This is a genomic window from Aeromonas sp. s5 (assembly GCF_040907865.1).
Classification (GTDB): domain Bacteria; phylum Pseudomonadota; class Gammaproteobacteria; order Enterobacterales; family Aeromonadaceae; genus Aeromonas; species Aeromonas dhakensis.
Genome location: NZ_JBFOCO010000023.1, coordinates 145,342 through 168,554 on the forward strand (window position 1 = coordinate 145,342; position 23,213 = coordinate 168,554).

A 23,213-nucleotide genomic window follows, 5' to 3' on the forward strand; every position below is an offset into this window, starting at 1 on the left:
GTGGCGTGCTGCGCTGTGCCCGTGTGGGTGGACAGGGCGCAGGCCATCCATCCGGCCCTGTATATCGAGGAGAGAGGCGCATCGGCCTGCACGCACGAGCGGCCGAGTCGAAATAAGCGCCTCCCCCGACAGATTCAATGAGGAGATTGGGGTGCTGACCTGGACTGATGTGATTGGCTCCGAGAAGGAGCAGGACTATTTCAAGGCAACCCTGGCGACCGTCAGGAGCGAGCGGGAGGCGGGCAAGGTGATCTACCCGCCGGCCACCGACGTGTTCAACGCCTTCAAGCTGACCGAGCTGGATCAGGTCAAGGTGGTGATCCTGGGTCAGGATCCCTATCACGGCCCGAACCAGGCCCATGGCCTCTGCTTCTCCGTCCTGCCCGGCGTGCGTACGCCTCCCTCGCTGGTGAACATCTACAAGGAGATGCAGCGGGATCTGCCGGGTTTTGTCACACCCAATCACGGTTTTCTGGAGTCCTGGGCCACCCAGGGGGTATTGCTGCTCAATACCGTGCTGACGGTGCAGGCGGGCCAGGCCCACTCCCATGCCCATCTGGGCTGGGAGACCTTCACCGACCGGGTCATCGAGCAGATCAATGCCAGCTGTCAGGGGGTGGTCTTCCTGCTGTGGGGCGCCCACGCCCAGAAGAAGGGACGTTTCATCGACCGGAGCCGCCACCATGTGCTGAGCGCTCCCCACCCGAGCCCGCTCTCGGCCCACCGCGGCTTCATCGGCTGCGGCCATTTCTCCGAGACCAACCGCTTGCTGAGCCAGCAGGGGATGAGCCCCATCAACTGGCACTCGGTCTGCGAATAACGCGGGGGCAGACAGCCGTGATTTGCTCCGTCGGGAGGGTGGAGCAGCATGCGCCACTGGCCGTTTTGTCTGCAGCTGACTTGATTGAGTGCAAAGTTGGCGCGATAAATGGCCGTATACTCGGATCAGAATCGTCTCATTTCAGCGCAAGGAGTGCCCATGTTAGCGAGTCTGCACAAGGATCATCTCAACATCGCCCGGTTGCTGGGTCTGCTCAAGCAGAAGCTGGCCGCAATTCGCAGCGAAGAAAGGGTCAGCTATTTCCTGATCCGCGACGTGGTGGATTACCTGCGGGAGGTATCGGACAAGTATCACCATCCGAAGGAAGACATCATTTATGACTACTACCTCAAGTACCGGGTAGTGGAAGGGGATGTGGCCAACCGGCTGCAACTGGAGCATGCCAAGCTGGTGGAGGCCGGTGCCGAGCTCAGGGAGATGGTGGAGATGATCCTGATGGATGCGGTCATTCCGCTCGATCAGTTCACCGCCAAGCTGGAGCAGTTCGTGGCGCTGCAGGAGGCGCACATGAACTACGAAGAGGGGGTCATCTTCCCCCATCTGCGCGACTCGCTGACCGAGGATGACTGGCGTCATCTCGAGCAGGTCTGGCAGAACCGCGCCATCGGGGATCCCCTGTTCGGGCCCGAGATCAGCCAGCACTTTCAGGATCTGGCCAGACGCCTGTCGCTGCCGCTCTCTTCCTGAGGATCGACACTCTCTTGAAAAACAAGGCCCCGGTTAACCGGGGCCTTGTTTTTACAACTCGATCTCGTCTGAGAGACCTTCGTAGGCGATGTCGATGGATTGCAGCTCCTTCTGCAGGCGATGCTTGTCTTTCAACGCCTCTATCTCACGCCATTTACGTTTTTTTCCCGTTGTCCCGCGGCTACGTGAACCGAGCTCAACTACATCTTCATAATCGAAGTTGAACATTTCCATGGCTCCCTCCTTGGTTATTCTCGTTTTCACCATCCGTATAACATACCGGAATTGAAAATAAAACGTTTTCGTGACGAACCCATGACAGCGGATCCTGCGCCCATAAAAAAACCGGGTGCCCTTGCGGGAACCCGGTTTTTGTCGGCAGATGGCGCAGTGATCAGAGGCGGCTGGCCAGCATGGTTTCCAGCTTGCCCTGGTCGATGGCAAACATGCGGATGCCTTCGCCCAGTTTCTCGTGAGCCATGGCGTCCTGGTTCAGTTCCCAGCGGAATTCGGCTTCGGTCATCGGGGTCGGTTTGGCCTTGCGCTCGCCGGTGTAGTCCAGCTTGCGAACCACGGCACCTTCCGCCTTGCTCAGCTCTTCCAGCAGGGCCGGGCCAATGGTCAGACGGTCGCAGCCGGCCAGTTCCAGGATCTCGCCGGTATTGCGGAAGCTGGCACCCATGACCACGGTCGGGTAGTCGTGCTGCTTGTAGTAGTTGTAGATGGAGGTGACGGAGACCACGCCCGGATCTTCGCTGGCGGTGTAGTCACGGCCGTTCTTGGCCTTGTACCAGTCGAGAATGCGGCCCACGAACGGGGAGATCAGGAAGGCGCCGGCTTCGGCACAGGCACGAGCCTGGGCGAAGGAGAACAGCAGGGTCAGGTTGCACTGGATACCCTCTTTCTCCAGTACCTCGGCGGCACGGATCCCCTCCCAGGTGGAGGCCAGCTTGATCAGGATGCGATCGTTGCTGATGCCGGCGTCGTTGTAGAGGCGGATCAGTTTGCGGGCCTTGGCGATGCTGGCCTCGGTGTCGAAGGAGAGACGGGCGTCTACTTCGGTGGAGATGCGGCCCGGGACGATCTTCAGCACTTCCAGACCGATGTTGACCGCCAACTTGTCGCCCGCGTCGATGATTTGCTGTGCCTTGTCCTGGCTCTGGGCCTTGGCCCAAGTGACTGCGTCTTCGATCAGCGCCGCGTACTCGGGGATCTCGGATGCCTTCAACACCAGAGAGGGGTTGGTGGTGGCATCGATGGGCTGGTAGCGCTTGATGGCTTCGATATCGCCGGTGTCGGCGACAACTGTGGTCAGGGCTTTCAGCTGGGTTAATTTATCGGCCATGGCAAATATCATCTCTTTATGAGGGCGCACTCTCTTGGTGAGGACGCAGGCTCGGGGGTGGCGGGCGTGAGACGACAGTTCTGAAATAAAATTACAAAATCCCGGCGACTCAAGCTCAGAAAAGCGCGATGGGCAGGCCCCATCGTCATTGCCTGCCTAATTAATACGGATGTGGCACATCCTGCAATAGGGGGGGCTGTATGCTTATCAGCCACTCCCTGGCGCAGGCGGGAAGGAGTGGATGAAAGTGTTTGATAAAAAACGACTTTTATCTGTTTTTTGTCGCTGAAATTATCCTTCGTCAAAAACAACTTTTTTGGTTGATTATCTGTTTTGTGCCCTCGATCACATAAATTGTGTGGTCAGCCACTTGAAATTTTATTACGTGTAAAACGTTTGGCGAAACCGGGCCGTTTTGGCATCCCCGATGGGTAAACGCTTGCGTAATGGTTTGCCTCCGTTTTCCCGCTTCTACCTCTATGTAGATAATTGCCAAAAGGTTTTCTTATGGGCCTAATTTGTTGGCCGATTGATTGGATTCTCAGTTTTGTTGAAATTTTGCGAGTTAAATGAAGCTTTATTGCGCTAAAACGCTCGTTTTTTGTTTCCGCAGTGATCCCGATCACTATTCTGAACTCCTTCGCTATGCTAGATTCCGCCCCTTTAGTGAACCGCAAATTCAGAAATCGACAGCAAGGGGTCAGCGCAGACTGACCATGGATGTGATAACAACGAGAGAAATATGGACACCTTGATCGCAATGATTAACGACCTGATGTGGGGAGCCGTGCTCATCTACCTGCTCATCGGCGTCGGCATCTTCTTTACCTTCCGTCTGGGTTTTATCCAGGTCCGCCACTTCGGCCACATGTTTTCCGTTTTGCGCAACAGCCGCAAATCAGACAAGGCCGGTATCTCCTCCTTCCAGGCCCTCTGTACCAGCCTTGCCGCCCGCGTCGGCACCGGCAACCTGGCCGGTGTGGCGGTGGCCATCTATCTGGGTGGCCCAGGCGCCATCTTCTGGATGTGGCTGATCGCCTTCATCGGCATGGCGACCGCCTTCGTCGAAAGCACCCTGGCCCAGCTCTACAAGGTCAAGGATGAGGATGGCAACTACCGTGGCGGCCCCGCCTACTACATGGAGAAGGGGCTCGGCATGCGCTGGATGGGGGTGCTGTTCTCGCTCTGCCTGATCCTGGCGTTCGGTCTGGTGTTCAACGCGGTGCAAGCCAACTCCATCAGCCTGGCGATGAACGTGGCGTTCGGCATTCCCGACTGGGTCAGCGGTCTGGCACTGGTGGTGCTCTCCGGCCTCATCATCTTCGGTGGCATCCGCGGCATCGCGCGCTTCGCCGAGCTGGTGGTGCCCTTCATGGCACTGGCTTACATCCTGATGGCGCTGTTCGTGGTGCTGGTCAACATTCACGAGTTGCCGGGCGTGTTCAGCCTCATCATCAAGTCCGCTCTCGGTCTTGAGCAGGCAGGCTCGGGTGCGCTGGGTTACGCTATCTCTCAGGCGATGATCAACGGCATCAAGCGCGGCCTCTTCTCCAACGAAGCAGGCATGGGCTCCGCCCCCAACGCCGCCGCGACCGCGACTCCCTATCCGCCGCACCCGGCCTCCCAGGGCTATGTGCAGATGCTGGGGGTGTTCCTCGACACCATCGTCATCTGTACCTGTACCGCCGCCATCATCCTGATGTCCGGCCAGTTTGAGCCTGGCTCAGGCATCACAGGTGTTGAGCTGACCCAGCGGGCGCTCTCTTCCCAGATCGGTGGCGGTGGCAACATCTTCATCGCGGCGGCCATCTTCTTCTTCGCCTTCACCTCCATCGTGGCGAACTACTCCTACGCCGAGACCAACCTGGTGTTCCTCGAGCACAACCACAAGGGCGGCCTGATGCTGTTCCGCTTGTTCGTGCTGGGCATGGTGATGTTCGGTTCGGTGGGCGAGCTGCCGACCGTGTGGGCCATGGCGGATGTCTCCATGGGGCTGATGGCCATCGTCAACCTGGTGGCCATCCTGCTGCTCTCGGGCGTGGCCATCAAGCTGGCCAAGGATTACAACGACCAGCTCAAGCTGGGCAAGCTGCCCACCTTCGATGCCAACAAGTACCCCGAGATCCGCAGCCAGCTGGAAGAGGGTATCTGGGACAATCCGGCGCAAAACAGCAAGCAGGCATAAGCCTCGCAGTCGCCGTTGTCTGATAACAAGGGGAGCCATGGGCTCCCCTTTTGTTTGGGCGCCGTTTCATCGTCGTCACCTTTGGGCATCCCAGCGCCGGCAGATCTGACGCAGTCGTCGCCGTACCTTGTGCAAGGTGTGTTGACGCTACACTGCCGTCAGCTGTTGGCATCCCAGCACCGGCAGATCTGACGTAGTCGTCGTCGCAACTGGCACAAGGTATGTTGACGCTGCCTGGCCGTCAGCCGTGTGCATCCCAGCGCCGGCAGACCTGACGTAGCCGGCGCCGTACCTTGTGCAAGGTGTGTTGACGCTACACTGCCGTCACCTGTGGGCATCCCAGCGCCGGCAGATTTGGCGCAGCCGGCGCCGCAACTGGCGCAGGGTGCGTTGGCGCTGCGTGGGTGACAGAGGGGCATAACGCCAGCGCCGGTAGAGCCAGGCCCCCTGTCGCAGCGGCCGCGCCAGCAAGGGTCTGAGATCGGCGAGGCGCTCGCACCAGCTGGCCAGGCTCTCCCCGGCCAAGGGCTGCCAGCCGTGGCGGGCGGCGCGCCGGCGCAGGGGCTGCCATAGCCGCAGTCTCGCCGGGGTCGGGCCACGCCAGAGCAGCAGCCCGCCCACCAGAGTCGCCACCCCCGACAGGGCGGCCAGAATAAGCCAGTGGGTATGGCCTGAGAGCGCCGGCCAGCGTTGCCCCAGCTGTTGCCACAGGCTGGCCGCATCATAGTTGAGTACCCAGCGGGTCCATTGATAATCGAGGTTGGCCCCCCACCAGCGCAGCTGGTTGAGCAGGGCCCAGTTGCGATAGCGCTGCAAAGAGAGCGGGTCAGCGGCGGCGAACTCACCAGCCAGGGCCGCCGGCATGCCCCCCTCGATGCGCTGGGGCGCCACCGCGGCGGTGGGATCGAGCCGCTGCCAGCTGTTCTGCTCATCCAGATACTCCACCCAGGCGTGGGCATCGAACTGGTGCACCTCCAGATAGTTGCCCCTCGGATTCCACTCGCCGCCAAGGTAGCCGGTCACCAGCCGGGCCGGGATGCCGGCCGCCCGCAGCACGAAGGCGGTGGCCATGGCGTAGTGGCCGCAAAAGCCGCGCCGGCTCTCGAACAGGAAATCATCCACCCCGTCCTGCCCCAGCCGTGGTGGCTGCAGGGTGTAGTAGAAGTCGCCCTGACGAAACTCGCCCAGCAGGGCGGCGGCGAGCGCCTCCGGCGTCGGATGGCGGGCCTTGAGCATCAGGGCGTGGGCCCGAGCCTTGGGGTTGCCGGTGGCGGGCAACTGCAGGTTGAGCTGGCGGGTCGCCTGGCTGGCTGGCGGCGCCGTGGCGGCCGTGCTGACCTGGTAGCTGATGCGGCCATCCCCCCGATCGCGACGATAGAGGGTGGCGAGGGGGCTCAAGGTGACCGGGCCGCTCAGCACCTCGGGATCGGTCAGGGCCAGGGTCCAGCGGTGGCGCTGGGGCTCGGCGATCACCTGATAGCCGCCGGCAGGCAGCGGGGTGGTCGAGTTTGCCGCCGGCTGCGTCTGCACGGATTGGGACTGTTGCCAGCGGCGCACCTCATCGCTTAACAACCAGCGGCGGCCATCGAACAGCTCCTGGCGCATCAGCGGGAAGTAGCGCTCCTGGGGCAGGGGGGGCGCTGAGGCGAAGCTGATGCGAAAAGCCAGCTCGGAGGAGTTGACCAGCTCGCTGATGTCGCCGGGGGCCACCTCCTCCGAGAGGCCGGAGAGGGCGCGGTTGCTGCTTGGCATCTGCCAGAGCGGCGGTAGCCTTGGCAGCAGCAGGAACAGGGTGAGCAGCAGGGGCGCGGCCAGCAGCAGGGTGACGCCGGCGCGCAGCCACAGCCGTCGGCCGAGGGGCTGCACCGCCGCCAGCAGGGTGGTGACTGCCAGCCAGAGCGCCCCCGCCATCGCCAGGGCCCACCCCATGCTTTGCCGTTGCACCAGTGCCAGCGCGACCAGAAAGAAGGCGAGCAGCAGCACCTGCTCCACATCCCGCTCCCGCCGTACCTCGATGAGCTTGAGGCCGTAGCCGAGCCAGAGCAGGTTGATGAGGGCCGGCAGGGTGCCGAGCTGGCGCCACTGCCAGCCCAGCAGCGCCACGCCCAGTATGGCCAGCAGTGCCAGCATTGCGGCGGGCGGCGGGCGCCAGCCCCGCAACAGCATCATGGCCCGCACGCCAAGGGCAAGCAGTGAGACTGCCATCACCCAGAGCTGCAGCTGGGGCCAGAGGGCCGGGATCAGCAGCAACTGCAGCAGGGCGAGCAGCGGCAGCAGGCGCCGGTTATCGAGCAGCATCGAGGTCTGTCTCCGGCATCGGCTCCCGGGCGTCGAAGCGGGCCAGTGCCAGTTGGCAGCGCTGCAAAAAGGCGGGGCCGCTGTCCGGCCCCAGCGTCCGGCCCGCCAGGGTCAGGCTGAAGGGAATGCCCCGTTTGGCATAGTCGCCACACCACCAGGCGAGCACCGCCAGCCTCGCTTCGAGATCCTGGCCGCCAACCCGGGAGAGGGAGAGGTGGGTATCATCCTGCCCCGGCTCGCAAAACTGCTTCACCAGCAGGCCGCGCCCCTGGGCGAGCTGTTTCCAGGCCACCCGGCTGAGCGGCTCCCCGCTCTGGTGGGCCCGCAGCATGTCGAAATCTCCCATCGAGGCCGGGGTGGGTTGTCCCCGGTTGCCCGCCGCGTCGGTCGCGGCCTCCCCGCGCAATGGGCCGTACGCCGGGGCCGGGGCGAGCCAGCCCTCCAGTTGCAAATCCAGCAGCGACCAGCAGCGAAACAGGCCGAGGGGGTAGCGGCTCTCCACCCGCAGCCTCTCCAGCGGCAGTCGCCCGCGCCGGGTACCCAGCACCGGCAGGAGCAGAGGTTGGGGCACCGCATCCACCTGCGCCAGCCAGAGCCGCCCTTCATTGAGGGAAAACTGCAGTGCCTGCAGCGGCCGTTCGCTGCGCACCGTGATGCGCATGGGTAAGGGGCTGCCTACCTCTCCCAGCACGGCAGGCCCCCCCAGCAGGGCCAACCCCAGCAGGTTACGGTGGGTGAGCCACATGGTGACCATGAACAGGCTGCCGAGGCCGTAGGCCAGCAGCAATACCAGGTTGTTCTGGTAGTTGGTGCCGAGCAGATAGATGGCCAGCATCACCAGTAGATAGCAGAGGCCGAGCCGGGTGGGCAGAATGAACAGACAGCGCCCCTGCAGGGTGAGCTGGCGCGCCGGCGGGATGCGCCGGACCAGCCAGCCTTGCTGCCACCTGGCTCTGCGCTGGTGCCAGTTCATCAGGGGCGATCCGGATCGACCCGGGCCAGCAGGCGCTGGCTGAGCGGGCAGGCTTCCCCGCGCTGCACCCCGAAGCTCCCCCTGAGCCTGTGCTCGGCCACATAGGGGAAGACCGCCTGCACATCCTCCACGCTGACGAAGCGGCGGCCCGCCACCAGCGCCCAGGCCCGACTCACCGCCAGCAGGGTCTGGGCGGCGCGGGGTGAGAGCGGCTGCGGCAGCTCGGTGTCGAAGCGGCTCTGCTGCACCAGTGCCAGCAGGTAGTCGAGGGTGGCATCGGCGAGGTGGATCTGCGCCGCCTCGGCCTGCAGGGCGGCAAGATCTGCGGCATCGAGCTGGCGTTCGAGGGGAGCGCTCTGGCTGCCCCCACGCAGCAGCCGCCGCTCCGCCTCCGGGGTCGGAAAGCCCAGAGAGAGGCGCACCGCGAAGCGATCGAGCTGGGATTCCGGCAAGGGGTAGGTGCCCGATTGATCCGTCGGGTTCTGGGTGGCGATGACGAAGAAGGGGGAGGGTAGCGGGTGGCTCTGCCCCTCGATGCTCACCTTGCCCTCGGCCATGGCCTCCAGCAGGGCGCTCTGCACCTTGGGGCTGGCGCGGTTGATCTCGTCCGCCAGCAACACCTGGGCAAAGACGGGGCCGGGGTGAAAGCGAAACTGCTGCTGCTGGGGGTCAAAGATCTGCAGCCCCAGCAGGTCGGCCGGCAGCAGATCGGCGGTGAACTGTACCCGCCGGCAGTCGAGCCCCAGCACTTGCGCCAGGGCGTGGGCCAGGGTGGTCTTGCCCATGCCGGGCAGATCCTCGATCAGCAGGTGGCCGCGAGCCAGCAGGGTCACCAGGGCAATCTTGAGCTGCAGCGGCTTGCCCAGGATCACCTGCTCCAGCGCCGTCAGCAGCCGGGTTATCTGTGGTTGTGTCTGCACGGGTGCCTCCCCTCGGTGTCGTTGCCCCTACAGCTTATACGCCAGTAGCATGACAAGGGGGACAAGTCATGGATAACTCATTGAATCTGGATGGTTTGGTTGGCAACTTCACATCGGCTTCACAGAACCTCATATTCCACACATTATTCGAAGATATGCTCTCACCACTGCTAGTTATTGAGTCAGCAAACCTACATATAGATTTAGGAGAGGGTTCTATGAAACAACGAAAAACCATCCTGTGGGGGGCCGTGGCCACTCTGATGTGGACCGGTCTGGCCCATGCCGAAGCCATTTCACCGGCCGAGCCCCTGCGCTCCGTGGTAGATGCCAGCATCCAACCGTTGCTCAAAGAGCAACGGATCCCGGGCATGGCGGTGGCAGTGCTCAAGGATGGCAAGGCTCACTACTTCAACTACGGAGTTGCCGAGCTGGCGACGGGGAAGAAGGTCAGCGAGCAGACCCTGTTCGAGGTCGGTTCGGTCAGCAAACCTCTGACCGCAACCCTGGGGGCCTACGCCGTCATCAAGGGGGCGATGAAACTCGATGACAAGGCAAGCCGGCACGCCCCCTGGCTCAAGGACTCCGTCTTTGATGGCATCACCATGGCCGAGCTTGCCACTTACAGTGCCGGGGGCCTGCCGCTGCAATTCCCCGACGAGGTGGAATCGCTCGAGCAGATGCAGGCTTACTATCGCCAGTGGACGCCGGCCTATCAGCCGGGCAGCCATCGCCAGTACTCCAACCCCAGTATCGGCCTGTTCGGCTATCTGGCGGCGAGCAGTCTGCAGCAGCCGTTTGCCCAGTTGATGGAGCAGACCCTGCTGCCCGGACTGGGGATGCATCACTCCTATATCAATGTGCCGAAGCAGGCGATGGCGAACTACGCCTATGGTTATTCGAAAGAGGACAAGCCCATCAGGGTCAATCCCGGCATGCTGGCCGATGAGGCCTACGGCATCAAGACCAGCTCGGCGGATCTGCTCGCTTTCGTGAAGGCCAACGTCAACGGGGTGGATGACAAGGGGTTGCAGCAGGCCATCGCCTTGACCCACCAGGGGCACTACTCGGTAGGCGGGATGACCCAGGGACTGGGCTGGGAGAGTTACCCCTATCCGGTCAGCGAGCAGGCGCTGCTGGCAGGCAACTCGGCCCAGGTGATCATGAAGGCCAATCCGACGACGGCCGCGCCGAAGGAGATGGGGAGCCAGCGGCTCTTCAACAAGACCGGCTCGACCAACGGCTTTGGCGCCTATGTGGTCTTCGTGCCGGCCAAGGGAGTGGGCATCGTCATGTTGGCCAACCGCAACTACCCCATCCAGGAGAGGGTAAAGGCGGCCCACGCCATCCTGAGCAAGCTGGCTCCCTGAGTCGGCACTGGCCGCGGGTCACGGCACCATTTGCCGCGACCCACCTGTTCTGAAAAACGCCGGGCTTTGCCCGGCGTTGTCATCTGGTCTGGGGGCAGCAGCAAAACAAAGACCCGTTTGAGATTAACAAAACTAATTCCGCTGCATTAGAAAACTTCACTGATAGTGTAGTTACAAGTGTGATCTACGGCTTACTTGCTTCATATGTAGTTAATTATCATAAATAGTGATGATTGCTCGATGTTTTAACGTTATGCGGTGAATGCCGGGCCATCTTGACTGGAAGCGAGTCGCGGCAGGAGAGGAAGGTCCGTTCGATCCCCATTTTTGGTTGCCCACCGATATTCGGTCTGCCGCCAGCAAGGGGTCGATGACCCGAGCAGGGAGGTTCATGGCATGGCGAAAACCATCGCCCCCTCAGCATCACCCCATCCGGGCCAGCCGGCCTGTTCCCCCTTTCGTCTGCATCGCGGCAGCAAGCTTGCGACCCCTGGCCAACCCGGCTGCGGGGCCGCTCATATGAATAAGAAAATACATACAGACAGGTAGGTTAGCATGCGTCCATCCACCCCGACCGGGTTGTTGCAACAACCCAAACCCTTTTTCATGATCTTCTTCGTCGAGCTCTGGGAGCGCTTCGGCTATTACGGCGTCCAGGGCCTGCTGGCGGTGTTCTTCGTCCAGCAGCTGGGCTTTTCCCAGGAGCAGTCCTTCATCACCTTCGGTGCCTTCTCGGCGCTGGTGTACGGCCTCATCTCGGTGGGCGGTTACGTGGGTGACCATATTCTGGGGACCAAGCGCACCATGGTGCTGGGGGCCATCGTACTGGTCATCGGCTACTTCATGACCGGCATGTCCATCTACAACCCCGACCTCATCTTCTATGCACTGGGTACCATCGCCGTCGGCAACTGCCTGTTCAAGGCCAACCCCGCCAGCCTGCTCGCCAAGTGCTACGAGCCCGGTGATCCCCGGCTGGATGGCGCCTTCACCCTGTTCTACATGTCGATCAACGTCGGTTCGCTCATCTCTCTGTCGCTGGCTCCCGTGGTGGCCGATCACTACGGCTACACAGTGACCTACAACCTGTGCGGGGTTGGCCTGGTGATCGCCCTGCTCACCTTCTTCGCCTGCCGCCGCATGGTCAAGGGGATAGGCTCGGCCCCCGATCACCTGCCGCTCGACTACGGCAAGCTGCTGCTGGTGCTGCTGGGCTCGGTCGCTCTGGTCTTCTTCTGCGCCTGGTTGATGCACCACGTGGTGATCGCCAACATGGTGCTGATGACGGTGACCCTGGCCGTGGTGGTCTTCTTCTTTCGCGAGGCCTTCAAGCTCGACAGCGTCGGGCGCAACAAGATGTACGTGGCCTTCGTGCTGATGCTGGAGGCGGTGGTGTTCTACGTGCTCTATGCCCAGATGCCGACTTCGCTCAACTTTTTTGCCATCAACAACATGCACCATGAAATGCTGGGGGTGACCGTCAACCCGGTCAGCTTCCAGGCGCTCAACCCCTTCTGGGTAGTGCTGGGCAGCCCGGTGCTGGCGATGATCTATACCCGGCTGGGCAGCCAGGGGCGGGATCTCACCATGCCGCTCAAGTTCACCCTGGGCATGCTGTTCTGCTCCCTCGGTTTTCTCACCGCGGCGGCGTCCGGCATCTGGTTTGCCGATGCGCAGGGGCTCACCTCACCCTGGTTCATGGTGCTCATCTATCTGTTCCAGAGTCTGGGGGAGCTGATGATCAGCGCCCTGGGGCTGGCCATGGTGGCGGCGCTGGTGCCGCAGCGGCTGATGGGCTTCATCCTCGGCATGTGGTTCCTGACCCAGGCGATGGCCTCCCTGCTCGGGGGCTATGTGGCGACCTTTACCGCGGTGCCGCAAGGGGTGACGGATCCGCTGCAGACCCTGCCCATCTACACGGACGTGTTCGGCAAGATTGGTCTGGTAACCCTGCTGGTGGCGGGGGGGATGGGGCTGATGGTGCCCTGGCTCAACCGCATGATGCAGGCCGGTGAGCGCCATGGCGAGGAGGGAGAACTGTCGCAGGCCAAGGCCTGAGAGGGGCAGAAGGGGTGAGGCGCACGAGCGCCTCACCCCGGCAGATCAGTCGTATTGCTCTTCCATCCAGGCTTCCAGGATGAGCTGGGCGGAGACGCCATCCACGCTCCCCTTCTCCAGCGCCCGATAGCCACCCTGTTCGAACAGGCGGGCGCGGGCATCGGTAGTGGTGAGCCGCTCGTCCTTGAACTCCACCTGCTTGCCGAAGCGGCCGTGCAGGCGGTTGCCGAACTTGCGGGCGCGCACCGTGATCTCCTGCTCGGTGCCGTCCATGTTGAGCGGCAGACCCACCACCAGCAGGTCCGGTTGCCACTCCTTGAGCAGCTTGTCTATTTCGTCCCAGTTGGGGATGCCGTCGTTGGCCTTGAGGGCGCGCAGCGGGCTGGCCGTGCCGGTGAGCTCCTGACCGATGGCGACCCCTATGCTCTTGGTGCCGTAGTCAAAGCCCATGATACTGCGTGATGACATTGGGTAATTTCCTCAGAATGCGTCGCAAATTGCACAGCAGATTGCATCAGCCGTGGCCGATGTCGCTGGACAGGTGAACGGGATTGACCCCGATGCTGGCGGCGGCGCGTTGCCAGCGCTGGTGGATGGGGGTCTTGAACACCAGATCCGGATTGGGGGGGATCACCAGCCAGGCGCCGTCCACCAGCTCCTGTTCCAGTTGCCCCGCGCTCCAGCCGGCGTAACCGAGCGCCACCAGCCAGTGCGCCGGTGCCTCCTCGGTACCCAGGGTCTCCAGTATGTCCTTGGAGGTGGTGACCATCAGTTCGTCCCCCACCTGCAGGGTGGAGTTGAAACCGGGGCGGAAGCTGTGCAGCACGAAGCCGCGATCGGCGTGAACCGGCCCCCCCTGCAGCACCGGCTGTTTGAGTTCCGGGTTGGCGGGCGGTGCCAGCTTGAGCTGATCCAGCATGGTCTCCAGCGACATGTCCACCGGAATATTGACCACCAGCCCCATGGCGCCCTCTTCGTTGTGCTCGCACAGATAGACCAGCGAGCGCTCGAAATAGGGGTCGGTGAGGCTCGGCATGGCGAGCAGGAAGTGATTTTGCAGTGTTTGCATATGGGCCAAATATTGCAAAGGTATTTGCAGTCAATTATGGCAGCTCGCTTCGTCTGGCAAAACCGCTTTTTGGGCGGCCGGCTCAGACCAGTCAATCTGTTTCAGTGGAGAGAAAGCCATGGAAGGTATTTCAATCAGGCAGAAGTTGATCCTGGGCTGTGTGGTTCCCCTGCTGGCGTTGTTGCTGCTGGTCATAGGAGCAACCCAGGCGATGTCCCGGCTGATGACCGGCATCAACGCCATGTATCAGGGTGAGGTGGTCCAGCTCAAGGAGCTCAAGCAGATCGCCGATCTCTATGCGGTCAAGGTGATCGATGCCGCCAACAAGGCCAACGTCGGGGGCTTCGAACCGGCCCGCTCCAAGGCCGACATGAGCGCCGCCCAGCAGGAGATCGCCACCATCTGGCGCCAGTATCGCAGCCATGACATGAGTGACGAGGAGCGCAGGCGGGCGGACAAGGTGGAGGCGCTGTTTGCCGCCGCCAACCGGGAGATAGAAAAGGTGATGGGGCTGCTGGAGGGCTCGCCGGGCGAGCACAACGCGGCGCTCGCCGCCGCCATCATGCCGCTCTATCAGGTGATCGACCCGGTCAGCGACGCGGTGAGCGAGCAGGTGGCGTTCCAGCTGCAGGAGGCGGAGAAGAAGGTGATCGAGCTCAACCAGCTCAGGCAGCAGCTGACCCAGCTGTTTGTCGCGCTGTTTGTGGTGGTGGGGGGCTGCGTCCTGTTCATCGGGATCTGGGCCGGGCGCAGCGTCAGCCAGCCGCTGGCGGCCATGGGGCAGATCCTGCGCGGCATGCAGACGGATCTCGACTTGAGCCGGCTGGCTCCCGTGCTGCGCAAGGATGAGATGGGCAGTCTGGCGCACTCCCTCAACGAGGTGATCCGCCATTTCCGCGGCCTCATCGCCCAGATCAACGAGACTGCCGAGCAGCTTGCCAGGGCATCGGCCCAGCTGGCCCATATCGGGGTCGAGAGCCGCCAGCGGTTTGCCCAGCAGCAGGCGGAGACGGATCAGACCGCGACCGCCATGAACCAGATGAGCAGCACGGTGGCCGAGGTGGCCAACAGCTCCAACCAGGCGGCCGATGCGGCCCGCCATGCCGACGACAGCGCACGGCACGGCCACCAGATAGTGGAGGATGCCATTGCGCGCATGTCACACCTCTCCTCCCAGATCCAGAACACGGCGGCCATGATCACCCAGCTGGCGGATGACAGCCGGGACATCGGCAGCGTGATGGACGCCATTCGCGGCATCGCCGAGCAGACCAACCTGCTGGCCCTCAACGCCGCCATCGAGGCGGCGCGGGCAGGGGATCAGGGGCGTGGCTTTGCGGTGGTGGCCGACGAGGTGCGCACCCTGGCCCAGCGTACCCAGCGCTCCACCGAAGAGATCGGCAAGACCATCGTCAAGTTGCAGCAGGGGGCCAATCAGGCGGCCAGCAGCATGGAGCAGGGGCTGGAGCAGGTGGAGGAGTCCAACCGTACCGTGCTGGCCTGTGGTCAGGCGCTCGGCGAGATCGTCAGCTCGGTCAACGTGATCAACGAGATGAATACCCAGATTGCCACGGCGGCGGAAGAGCAGAGCAAGGTGGCCGAGGAGATCACCCGCAACGTGGTCAACATCGCCCATATCGCGACCGAGTCGACCGGGGCGGCCACCCAGCTCAACCAGAACTGCCACGAGCTGGAGCAGCTGTCGGGGGATCTCAAGGAGAAAGTGGGGCAGTTCCGCTGCTGAGGTGACTGACGCTGGATAGATGGATTGATGGATGGATAGAAAAGAGGCGGCCCCGGGGCCGCCTCTTTTATTTATCATCTGTCGTCACTGCTGGGCTGGGACGGCTTAAGCCTTGGCCAGCCGACGCTCGATGGCGTCCATCAACATGGCGCTGATGTGCACCGGGAAGGCGGCCTCGATCTCGCGGATGCAGGTCGGACTGGTCACGTTGATCTCGGTCAGGCGATCGCCAATGATGTCGAGCCCGACGAAGATGAGCCCCTTATCCTTGAGTGTCGGGCCGACCGCGCGGGCGATGGCCCAGTCAGACTCGCTCAAGGGGCGCGCCTCGCCACGGCCGCCGGCGGCCAGGTTGCCGCGGGTCTCTCCCTGGGCCGGAATGCGGGCCAGGCAGTAGGGCACAGGCGCGCCGTCCACCACCAGCACCCGCTTGTCGCCCTCCTTGATGGCGGGCAGATAGGTCTGCGCCATGCAGTACTGATTCCCGTGGGCAGTGAGCGTCTCGATGATGACGCCGACGTTGGCGTCATCTTCCTTCATACGGAAGATGGAGGCGCCGCCCATGCCGTCGAGCGGCTTCAGGATGACGTCCTTGTGCTGGGCGTGGAAGGCGCGCAGCTTGTCGGCGCGGCGCGTCACCAGCGTGGTCGGGGTGTGCTCGGCAAACCAGGCGGTGTAGAGCTTCTCGTTGGCATCGCGCAGGCTCTGCGGCTTATTGACGATGAGGCAGCCTTCGTCCTCGGCGCGCTCCAGCATGTAGGTGGCGTAGATGAACTCGGTGTCGAACGGCGGATCCTTGCGCATCAGGATCGTGTCCAGGTTCGACAGGGGCTGATCGACCACATCACCGAGTTCGAACCAGTGCTGATAGTCGTGGCGCACCTTGAGGGGGCGCATGGTGCCAAAGGCGCGGCCCCCTTCCATGTAGAGATCCTTCATCTCCAGATAGAAGAGTTCATAGCCGCGCTTTTGCGCCTCTTCGAGCATGGCGAAGCTCGAATCCTTCTTGATGTTGATAGACGAGATGGGGTCCATCACGATGCCAAGTTTGATGGTCATCCGAGTTTCCTTCTGTATGGGCGCCCGCAGTGGCGGGCGGTTCAGGCCAGATCGCCGAAGCGGCACTGCAGCGCTGTGATGACGGTCAGGGCGGCCGTCTCGGTGCGTAGCACGCGCGGACCGAGCAGCATCTCTTTGAAGCCGTGCTCCACCGTATCAGCAATCTCCCGCTCAGACAGCCCCCCTTCGGGGCCGATCAGCAGCCGCACGCCGTGCTCAGGAACCGGCAGGGTGTTGATGCTGTAAGGGGCGCGTGGGTGCAGGTTGAGCTTGAGCTCCTGGGTCTCTTCCGCCAGCCAGGCGTCAAGCTCCATCGGCATGCGCACCTCGGGCACGGTATTGCGGCCACACTGCTCGCAGGCGCTGATCACCACCTTCTGCCACTGTTCGCGTTTTTTCTCCAGCCGATCGGCCGGCAGCTTGACGCCGCAGCGCTCGGAGAAGAGCGGCGTGATGCAGGTGACGCCGAGCTCCACCGATTTCTGAATGGTGAAGTCCATCTTGTCGCCGCGGCTGATCACCTGACCCAGGTGGATGGCCAGCGGGGACTCCACCGAGCGGGTGTCGCAGCTGTCGATGGTCACCTCCACCGACTTCTTGCCCACATTGGCGATGGTGGCGGGGTACTGGTTGCCGTCGCCGTTGAACAGCTCGAGCTGCTGACCCGGCTGCATGCGCAGTACCCGGCCGATGTGGTTGGCGCCGTCTTCCGACAGGGCGAGGGTCTGGCCCACCTGCAGGGCGGCCGGTTCATAGATACGTGGAATGCGCATGGCTGATAGTCAGTCTCTTGCTTGGAAACCCTTCAATATCCTACTGCACGGCGGCGAGCAAGGCTCACGAGACAGAGGGTGAAGGGTTTCATGATAAGAGGGGGCGATCCCCCTCCCTGGTCAAATGGGGTTACTGGCACTGCTTTTCAATAAAGGGGTTGGTATTGCCCTGCAGCTTGCCGATGCGGCGGTTGCGCTCGCACTCCCAGCCGTCGGCAGGGTACTGCCTGTCCCAAGCTTCGAACAGTTTACGCTGTTGCGCCGCCAGACGCAGCCCATACTGCTGGCTCATGTAGAGGTAGGCACGGGCAATCTGGCCCCGTACCGGCCCCTTGGGGGGCTGCACCCGGCGCTCCTTGAAATCCACCAGCATCCGGCACTGGCCGTACTGATCCGGGGTGCCGTTCCAGTCGGAGAAGCGGAAGTTGGCCCGATCGCCGTTCACTTCGCCAACGGCGGGGAAGAGGTTGTGCATGTCCCCCTCCATCTGGTTGAACTCGTTGCTTTTGCCGCAGTTCTTGCGGCCCCCCTGCTGCCAACACTTGAGCTGGTGGCCGAACTCCCAGGCCGGCACCACGTGTTCCCACTCGATGCGGGCGGCACGCTTGGGCTGCTTGCGCGGCTCATAGCCGCAGCTGGCTAGATCCGGGCTCATTTTCTTGCCCTGATAGTCGATGTTGCAGCCGCAGTAGATGGTGGTGACAGCGGGCTGACTCTGGTAGAGCTTGACCAGATCCTGCTTGGCTTCGCGAAAGGTCTGGGCATGCAGGGGCGTGCTGAGCAGCGGCAAACCGGCCAGCAGGGTCAGGGCGAGGGAAGAGATGAAACGCATGGGATTCCTTGCAAACGGGATGATTGACGAACGATGGCGGGCACCCTACCACAAGGGCGCGACACCGGCTGGCTTACTGCGAGGTGACGACCCGCTCCAGCGGCTGCTTGCAGCGACGGCAGTGGTAGCGGGCCTCGCCGCGTACCACCTTGTTGTGGCGGCGCACCGACAGCTGATGCTGCTGGCAGAGGCAGCGATAGGGGATGGTTGGCTGCGCCAGTACCGCCAGATCGAAGCTGTGGGTGGTTCTGGGCTCAAGGCCGAACAGCTCCCGCATCACCGATTGCCACTGGCGGCCGTGGGGCAGCACCCGCGATCTGCCACGCCCTTCGCCGCTATGTTCACCCCAAAGGGCATAAACCAGCAGGTGGGCCACCTCGTGGGGCACCACTTCGGCCAGAAACGCCTGCTGGTTGGCCTGATAGAGGGCCGGGTTGAAGCGCAGCTCCCAGGTCTGCAGCCGCGCCGAACCCGCCGCCCGACCGCGCATGTTGCAGTGCACCTGCGGGCGGGGAAAGGAGCGGCCAAGGCGTGCTTCGGCCTGCACAAAACAGGCGTCGACGCGGGTGAGCAGCTGCTCGTGCAGGGCGGGATCGAGGCGGGTAGTTGTGACGGACATCGGGTTCTCGGCAAATGGCGGACAAGCAAAAGGGGAGCCAGGCTCCCCTTTATACCACAAGCTTGACGCTTACAGGCCGGCGGCGGAACGCAGCAGGTCGGCCTTGTCGGTCTGTTCCCACGGGAACTCGTTGCGACCGAAGTGACCGTAGGCGGCGGTAGCCTGGTAGATCGGACGCTTCAGATCCAGCATCTGGATCAGGCCGTACGGGCGCAGTTCGAAGTGCTCGCGTACCAGCTTGACCAGCAGATCCTCGGCCACCTTGGCAGTGCCGAAGGTCTCGACGCTGATGGAGGTCGGCTCGGCCACGCCGATGGCGTAGGAGACCTGCACTTCACAGCGATCGGCCAGACCGGCGGCGACGATGTTCTTGGCCACGTAGCGGGCGGCGTAGGCAGCGGAGCGGTCAACCTTGGACGGATCCTTGCCGGAGAAGGCGCCACCACCGTGACGGGCCATGCCGCCGTAGGTGTCGACGATGATCTTGCGACCGGTCAGACCGCAGTCACCCATGGGGCCGCCGATAACGAAACGGCCGGTCGGGTTGATGAAGTATTTGGTGTCCTTGTTGATCCACTCGGCCGGCAGCACCGGCTTGATGATCTCTTCGCGCACCGCTTCAACCAGGTCTTTGTGGCTGATGGATTCGGCGTGCTGGGTAGAGAGCACCACGGCATCCACACCGATGATCTTGCCGGCGTCGTCGTAGGCGAAGGTCAGCTGGCTCTTGGCATCCGGACGCAGCCACGGCAGGGTGCCGTTCTTGCGCACTTCAGCCTGACGCTTCACCAGCAGATGAGAGTAGGTGATGGGGGCCGGCATCAGCACGTCGGTTTCGTTGGTGGCGTAGCCGAACATCAGGCCCTGGTCGCCCGCGCCCTGCTCCAGCGGATCGCTGCGGTCAACGCCCTGGTTGATGTCCGGGGACTGCTTGCCGATGGCGTTCAGCACGGCGCAGGAGTCGGCATCGAAGCCCATGTCGGAGTGGGTGTAGCCGATCTCGCGCACTGTGTCGCGCACGATCTGCTCGATGTCTACCCAGGCGGTGGTGGTTACTTCACCGGCCACCATGACCATGCCGGTCTTGACCAGGGTCTCGCAGGCAACGCGTGCCTTGGTGTCTTGCTTGAGGATGGCGTCCAGGACCGCATCGGAGATCTGATCCGCAATCTTGTCGGGATGGCCTTCGGAGACCGACTCGGAAGTAAACAGCTTTGCCATGATGGGATTCTCAGCTTGTCTGGGGTTATCGCCGCAGCAATAACCGGGTGATGATAGGATGATTGTAGAGGTATCTACATCTGGACGTCCATTTTAGTTAGCGACCCCCTCGATTGCCAGCACTATTTTGGTTTTGCCGCCCCCTGGCCGAACAAGATCCGTTCTTCACCCCATTTGGGGTAGATAGTGGTCATGACTCAATCGTTTGCCCCGTCAAGAAAAGCGATTGAGCTCCCAAAGCGGCTTTATTCGCCCAGATAATATTTGCACGCCGCGCCCCCTGCTGGGACAATGACGCGCCTTAATCTTGGCCATCAAATGAAGCAATCGCAGGAGATACAGATGCCTTCTCGTAAAGAGCTTGCCAATGCCATTCGCGCATTGAGTATGGATGCCGTTCAAAAAGCCAACTCCGGTCACCCGGGCGCCCCCATGGGAATGGCGGATATCGCCGAAGTATTGTGGCGCAGCCACCTGAAACATAACCCGAACAACCCCAAGTGGGCCGACCGCGACCGTTTCATCCTCTCCAACGGCCACGGCTCCATGCTGCTGTACTCCCTGCTGCACCTCTCCGGTTATGACCTCTCCATCGACGATCTGAAAAACTTCCGCCAGCTGCACTCTCGCACCCCGGGTCACCCGGAGTACGGTTACGCGCCGGGTGTTGAGACCACCACTGGTCCGCTGGGTCAGGGCATCACCAACGCCGTGGGCATGGCGATCGCCGAGAAGGCCATGGCCGAGCAGTTCAACCAGCCGGGTCACGACATCGTTGACCACTACACCTACGCCTTCATGGGCGACGGCTGCCTGATGGAAGGTATCTCCCACGAGGCTTGCTCCCTGGCCGGTACCCTGCAACTGGGCAAGCTGATCGCGTTCTGGGATGACAACGGCATCTCCATCGACGGTCACGTGGAAGGCTGGTTCACCGACGACACCGTCAAGCGCTTCGAAGCCTACGGCTGGCACGTCATCCCGGCCGTTGACGGTCACAGCCCGGAAGCGATCAACGCTGCCATCGAAGCCGCCAAGGCCGAGACCGGCAAGCCGACCCTGATCTGCTGCCGCACCATCATCGGTTACGGTTCCCCGAACAAGTCCGGCTCTCACGACTGCCACGGCTCACCGCTCGGCAACGACGAGATCGCCGCCGCTCGTGCCTTCCTGAAGTGGGACCACGCACCGTTCGTTATCCCGGCCGACATCGCTGCCGAGTGGAACGGTCAGGAGAAGGGCGCCAAGCTGGAATCCGACTGGGCTGCCAAGTTCGCCGCCTATGAAGCCGCTCACCCGGCACTGGCTGCCGAGTTCAAGCGCCGCACCGCAGGCGACTTGCCGGCCAACTGGGCTGCCGACTCCGCCAAGATCATCGAAAACCTGCAGGCCAACCCGGCCAAGATCGCCACCCGTAAAGCGTCCCAAAACGCCCTGGAAGCCTTCGGCAAGCTGCTGCCGGAGTTCATGGGTGGCTCCGCTGACCTGGCGCCGTCCAACCTGACCATGTGGTCCGGTTCCAAGTCCCTGACCAACGACGACGCCTCCGGCAACTACATCCACTACGGTGTACGCGAGTTCGGCATGTCCGCCATCATGAACGGTATCGCCCTGCACGGTGGTTTCATCCCCTACGGCGCCACCTTCCTGATGTTCATGGAATACGCCCGCAACGCCCTGCGCATGGCCGCCCTGATGAAGCAGCGCGCCATCTTCGTTTACACCCACGACTCCATCGGTCTGGGTGAAGATGGCCCGACTCATCAGCCGGTCGAGCAGATCGCCTCCCTGCGTCTGACTCCGAACATGAGCACCTGGCGCCCGTGTGACCAGGTTGAATCTGCCATCGCCTGGAAACACGCCATCGAGCGTACCGACGGCCCGACCTCTCTGATCTTCTCTCGTCAGAACCTGGCCCAGATGGACCGCACCGCCCAGCAGTTGGCCGATACAGCCAAGGGTGGCTACGTGCTGAAGGATTGCGCCGGTACGCCGGAGCTGATCCTGATCGCCACCGGTTCCGAAGTGGAACTGGCCGTTGCCGCCTATGAGCAGCTGACTGCCAAGGGCCGTGCCGTGCGCGTGGTCTCTCTGCCGTCTACCGACGTGTTCGACGCCCAGTCTGCCGAGTACAAAGAGTCCGTCCTGCCGTCTTCCGTCACCAAGCGTGTGGCCATCGAAGCCGGCATCGCTGACTACTGGTACAAGTACGTGGGCTTTGGCGGCAAGATCATCGGTATGACCACCTTCGGTGAGTCCGCACCGGCCGAGCTGCTGTTCAAGGAATTCGGTTTTACCGTGGAAAACGTGGTTGCGACCGCTGAATCCCTGTAATAGCTGACCATTGGGCCACTCTGGCCCAATAGCCAGAACGATAAAACGCCCCCCATCGCAAGATGGGGGGCGTTTTTATTGGCAAAGGAAAATAATAAATTAAAAATATATTTCAATGCCTGAGAGTTGATAGTACTTTCTCTTGATGATTAATCTTCATTGTCTTAATAAAGGCTAAGCTATGGTTATAAGAGGTTGGGTTATTATAGTTGTTGTTTTTGTACTTTTATTTTCCCCTATTGCTTTATATGTAAATACATTTGGCGGAGATTTGTCACAAGACCACTCTCGATGGGCTGAATTTGGCTCGGCAATTGGAGGTATCTATGCACCAATACTCGGATTTTTTACGTTAGTAGTTTTGATTCGTCAGCTTTCTTTACAGAAACAGATGAATGACCAGTATTATTTACAGCAAGCACGAGAAGATATCGAGTTTTATGCATCGCAGTTATCTAATATTCTTGATGAATCACTGGTCGGTAATGTGCCATTGAGGGCTGTACTGCACGAAAAGTTTATGTTTTGTAGCCATGAAAATCTATGTTCAATGGATATGAAGAATATTGCCATTGATATTCATAAGGTAATGCCACAGGCACTTGATATATGGGAGGCTATATACCCTGTATTAATAGGGCTGTCAGCGGTTGATGATTCCTTATTTAAAATGACATTGGCATCTTCAAAGCAAAAGCTAGTTGCATTACTCAGCTTTGAAATATGTGTGGCTTTGGATAGTTTGCATTTTTGTCGTACTGATGGGAAAAGCGGTTTCACATATATTTTTAACCAAAAATTGCAGTAGAGCTATCTAAATAGCTCGTAGGTTCGATTAGCGAAGCGTAATCGGACGTTCGCGTTCTTTAAGACGATGCCATAAAA

The 23,213-nt window shown here is 61.6% G+C and carries 20 protein-coding genes; 8 read left to right on the forward strand and 12 right to left on the reverse strand.

The window, feature by feature from the left end; translation table 11 throughout:
• Positions 1–151 precede the first annotated feature (151 nt).
• Positions 152–820 carry a uracil-DNA glycosylase gene (gene ung / locus AB5Y94_RS13490; RefSeq protein ID WP_017765029.1) on the forward strand — a complete coding sequence of 223 codons (669 nt, stop codon included), beginning with the start codon at positions 152–154 and terminating at the stop codon, positions 818–820.
• Positions 821–979: 159 nt separating this feature from the next.
• Positions 980–1,528, forward strand: coding sequence for a hemerythrin domain-containing protein (locus AB5Y94_RS13495; RefSeq protein ID WP_005298486.1), 549 nt, complete (start codon positions 980–982; stop codon positions 1,526–1,528).
• 51 nt (positions 1,529–1,579) lie between these two features.
• Here the strand turns inward: AB5Y94_RS13495 and AB5Y94_RS13500 are convergent, their stop codons facing one another.
• Positions 1,580–1,762: a DUF3545 family protein gene (locus AB5Y94_RS13500; protein WP_005298488.1), complete on the reverse strand. Its 183-nt coding sequence runs from the start codon at positions 1,760–1,762 to the stop codon at positions 1,580–1,582.
• 160 nt (positions 1,763–1,922) lie between these two features.
• Entirely contained in the window at positions 1,923–2,873 is a 951-nt protein-coding gene (gene tal / locus AB5Y94_RS13505) for a transaldolase (protein WP_010633233.1), read from the reverse strand.
• Between the two features lie 742 nt (positions 2,874–3,615).
• Here tal and AB5Y94_RS13510 point away from each other — a divergent pair.
• Positions 3,616–5,058 carry a sodium:alanine symporter family protein gene (locus AB5Y94_RS13510; protein ID WP_005298492.1) on the forward strand — a complete coding sequence of 481 codons (1,443 nt, stop codon included), beginning with the start codon at positions 3,616–3,618 and terminating at the stop codon, positions 5,056–5,058.
• A 324-nt stretch (positions 5,059–5,382) separates the two neighbouring features.
• On the opposite strand, the gene AB5Y94_RS13515 is transcribed toward AB5Y94_RS13510, so the two are convergent.
• The 3 genes from AB5Y94_RS13515 to AB5Y94_RS13525 are packed head-to-tail and all read right to left on the reverse strand — an operon-like array spanning position 5,383 to position 9,249.
• Positions 5,383–7,356 (reverse strand): DUF3488 and DUF4129 domain-containing transglutaminase family protein, encoded by a 1,974-nt coding sequence (locus AB5Y94_RS13515; protein ID WP_368205767.1) that lies wholly within the window; start codon positions 7,354–7,356, stop codon positions 5,383–5,385.
• Positions 7,343–8,329: a DUF58 domain-containing protein gene (locus tag AB5Y94_RS13520; protein WP_362847516.1), complete on the reverse strand. Its 987-nt coding sequence runs from the start codon at positions 8,327–8,329 to the stop codon at positions 7,343–7,345. The genes AB5Y94_RS13515 and AB5Y94_RS13520 overlap by 14 nt, the downstream gene beginning before the upstream one ends.
• A complete protein-coding gene (locus AB5Y94_RS13525) occupies positions 8,329–9,249 on the reverse strand; it encodes an AAA family ATPase (RefSeq protein ID WP_362847513.1) in 921 nt (306 codons plus the stop codon). Before AB5Y94_RS13525 ends, AB5Y94_RS13520 begins: the two co-directional genes overlap by 1 nt.
• Positions 9,250–9,467: 218 nt before the next feature.
• Between AB5Y94_RS13525 and blaMOX the strand changes: the two genes are divergently transcribed.
• Entirely contained in the window at positions 9,468–10,619 is a 1,152-nt protein-coding gene (blaMOX, locus tag AB5Y94_RS13530) for a CMY-1/MOX family class C beta-lactamase (RefSeq protein ID WP_362847510.1), read from the forward strand.
• Positions 10,620–11,174: 555 nt separating this feature from the next.
• Positions 11,175–12,677, forward strand: coding sequence for a dipeptide/tripeptide permease DtpB (gene dtpB / locus AB5Y94_RS13535; RefSeq protein ID WP_368205770.1), 1,503 nt, complete (start codon positions 11,175–11,177; stop codon positions 12,675–12,677).
• Between the two features lie 45 nt (positions 12,678–12,722).
• Here dtpB and ruvX read toward each other — a convergent pair whose 3' ends face one another.
• Both ruvX and AB5Y94_RS13545 read right to left on the reverse strand, forming a co-directional pair.
• Complete coding sequence (gene ruvX, locus AB5Y94_RS13540; RefSeq protein ID WP_368205772.1) at positions 12,723–13,145, reverse strand: Holliday junction resolvase RuvX; 423 nt, start codon at positions 13,143–13,145, stop codon at positions 12,723–12,725.
• A gap of 46 nt (positions 13,146–13,191) precedes the next feature.
• Positions 13,192–13,746, reverse strand: a complete 555-nt coding sequence (locus AB5Y94_RS13545) for a YqgE/AlgH family protein (RefSeq protein WP_005303325.1) — start codon at positions 13,744–13,746, stop codon at positions 13,192–13,194.
• 118 nt (positions 13,747–13,864) lie between these two features.
• Between AB5Y94_RS13545 and AB5Y94_RS13550 the strand changes: the two genes are divergently transcribed.
• A complete protein-coding gene (locus AB5Y94_RS13550) occupies positions 13,865–15,490 on the forward strand; it encodes a methyl-accepting chemotaxis protein (RefSeq protein WP_201881702.1) in 1,626 nt (541 codons plus the stop codon).
• Positions 15,491–15,595: 105 nt separating this feature from the next.
• On the opposite strand, the gene gshB is transcribed toward AB5Y94_RS13550, so the two are convergent.
• From gshB to metK, 5 genes are all read right to left on the reverse strand, one after another.
• Entirely contained in the window at positions 15,596–16,549 is a 954-nt protein-coding gene (gene gshB / locus AB5Y94_RS13555) for a glutathione synthase (RefSeq protein WP_368205774.1), read from the reverse strand.
• 41 nt (positions 16,550–16,590) lie between these two features.
• On the reverse strand, positions 16,591–17,322 hold the full coding sequence (rsmE, locus tag AB5Y94_RS13560; RefSeq protein WP_368205775.1) for a 16S rRNA (uracil(1498)-N(3))-methyltransferase: 732 nt from the start codon (positions 17,320–17,322) through the stop codon (positions 16,591–16,593).
• A 130-nt stretch (positions 17,323–17,452) separates the two neighbouring features.
• Complete coding sequence (locus AB5Y94_RS13565) at positions 17,453–18,154, reverse strand: endonuclease (protein WP_268037325.1); 702 nt, start codon at positions 18,152–18,154, stop codon at positions 17,453–17,455.
• 73 nt (positions 18,155–18,227) lie between these two features.
• Complete coding sequence (locus AB5Y94_RS13570; RefSeq protein ID WP_368205777.1) at positions 18,228–18,773, reverse strand: SprT family zinc-dependent metalloprotease; 546 nt, start codon at positions 18,771–18,773, stop codon at positions 18,228–18,230.
• A 69-nt stretch (positions 18,774–18,842) separates the two neighbouring features.
• Complete coding sequence (gene metK, locus AB5Y94_RS13575; RefSeq protein ID WP_025201323.1) at positions 18,843–19,994, reverse strand: methionine adenosyltransferase; 1,152 nt, start codon at positions 19,992–19,994, stop codon at positions 18,843–18,845.
• 342 nt (positions 19,995–20,336) lie between these two features.
• Between metK and tkt the strand changes: the two genes are divergently transcribed.
• Together tkt and AB5Y94_RS13585 are read left to right on the forward strand one after the other, a co-directional pair.
• A complete protein-coding gene (gene tkt, locus AB5Y94_RS13580; RefSeq protein ID WP_043171818.1) occupies positions 20,337–22,328 on the forward strand; it encodes a transketolase in 1,992 nt (663 codons plus the stop codon).
• 181 nt (positions 22,329–22,509) lie between these two features.
• Positions 22,510–23,136, forward strand: coding sequence for a hypothetical protein (locus AB5Y94_RS13585; RefSeq protein ID WP_128830433.1), 627 nt, complete (start codon positions 22,510–22,512; stop codon positions 23,134–23,136).
• Positions 23,137–23,213: the final 77 nt, after the last annotated feature.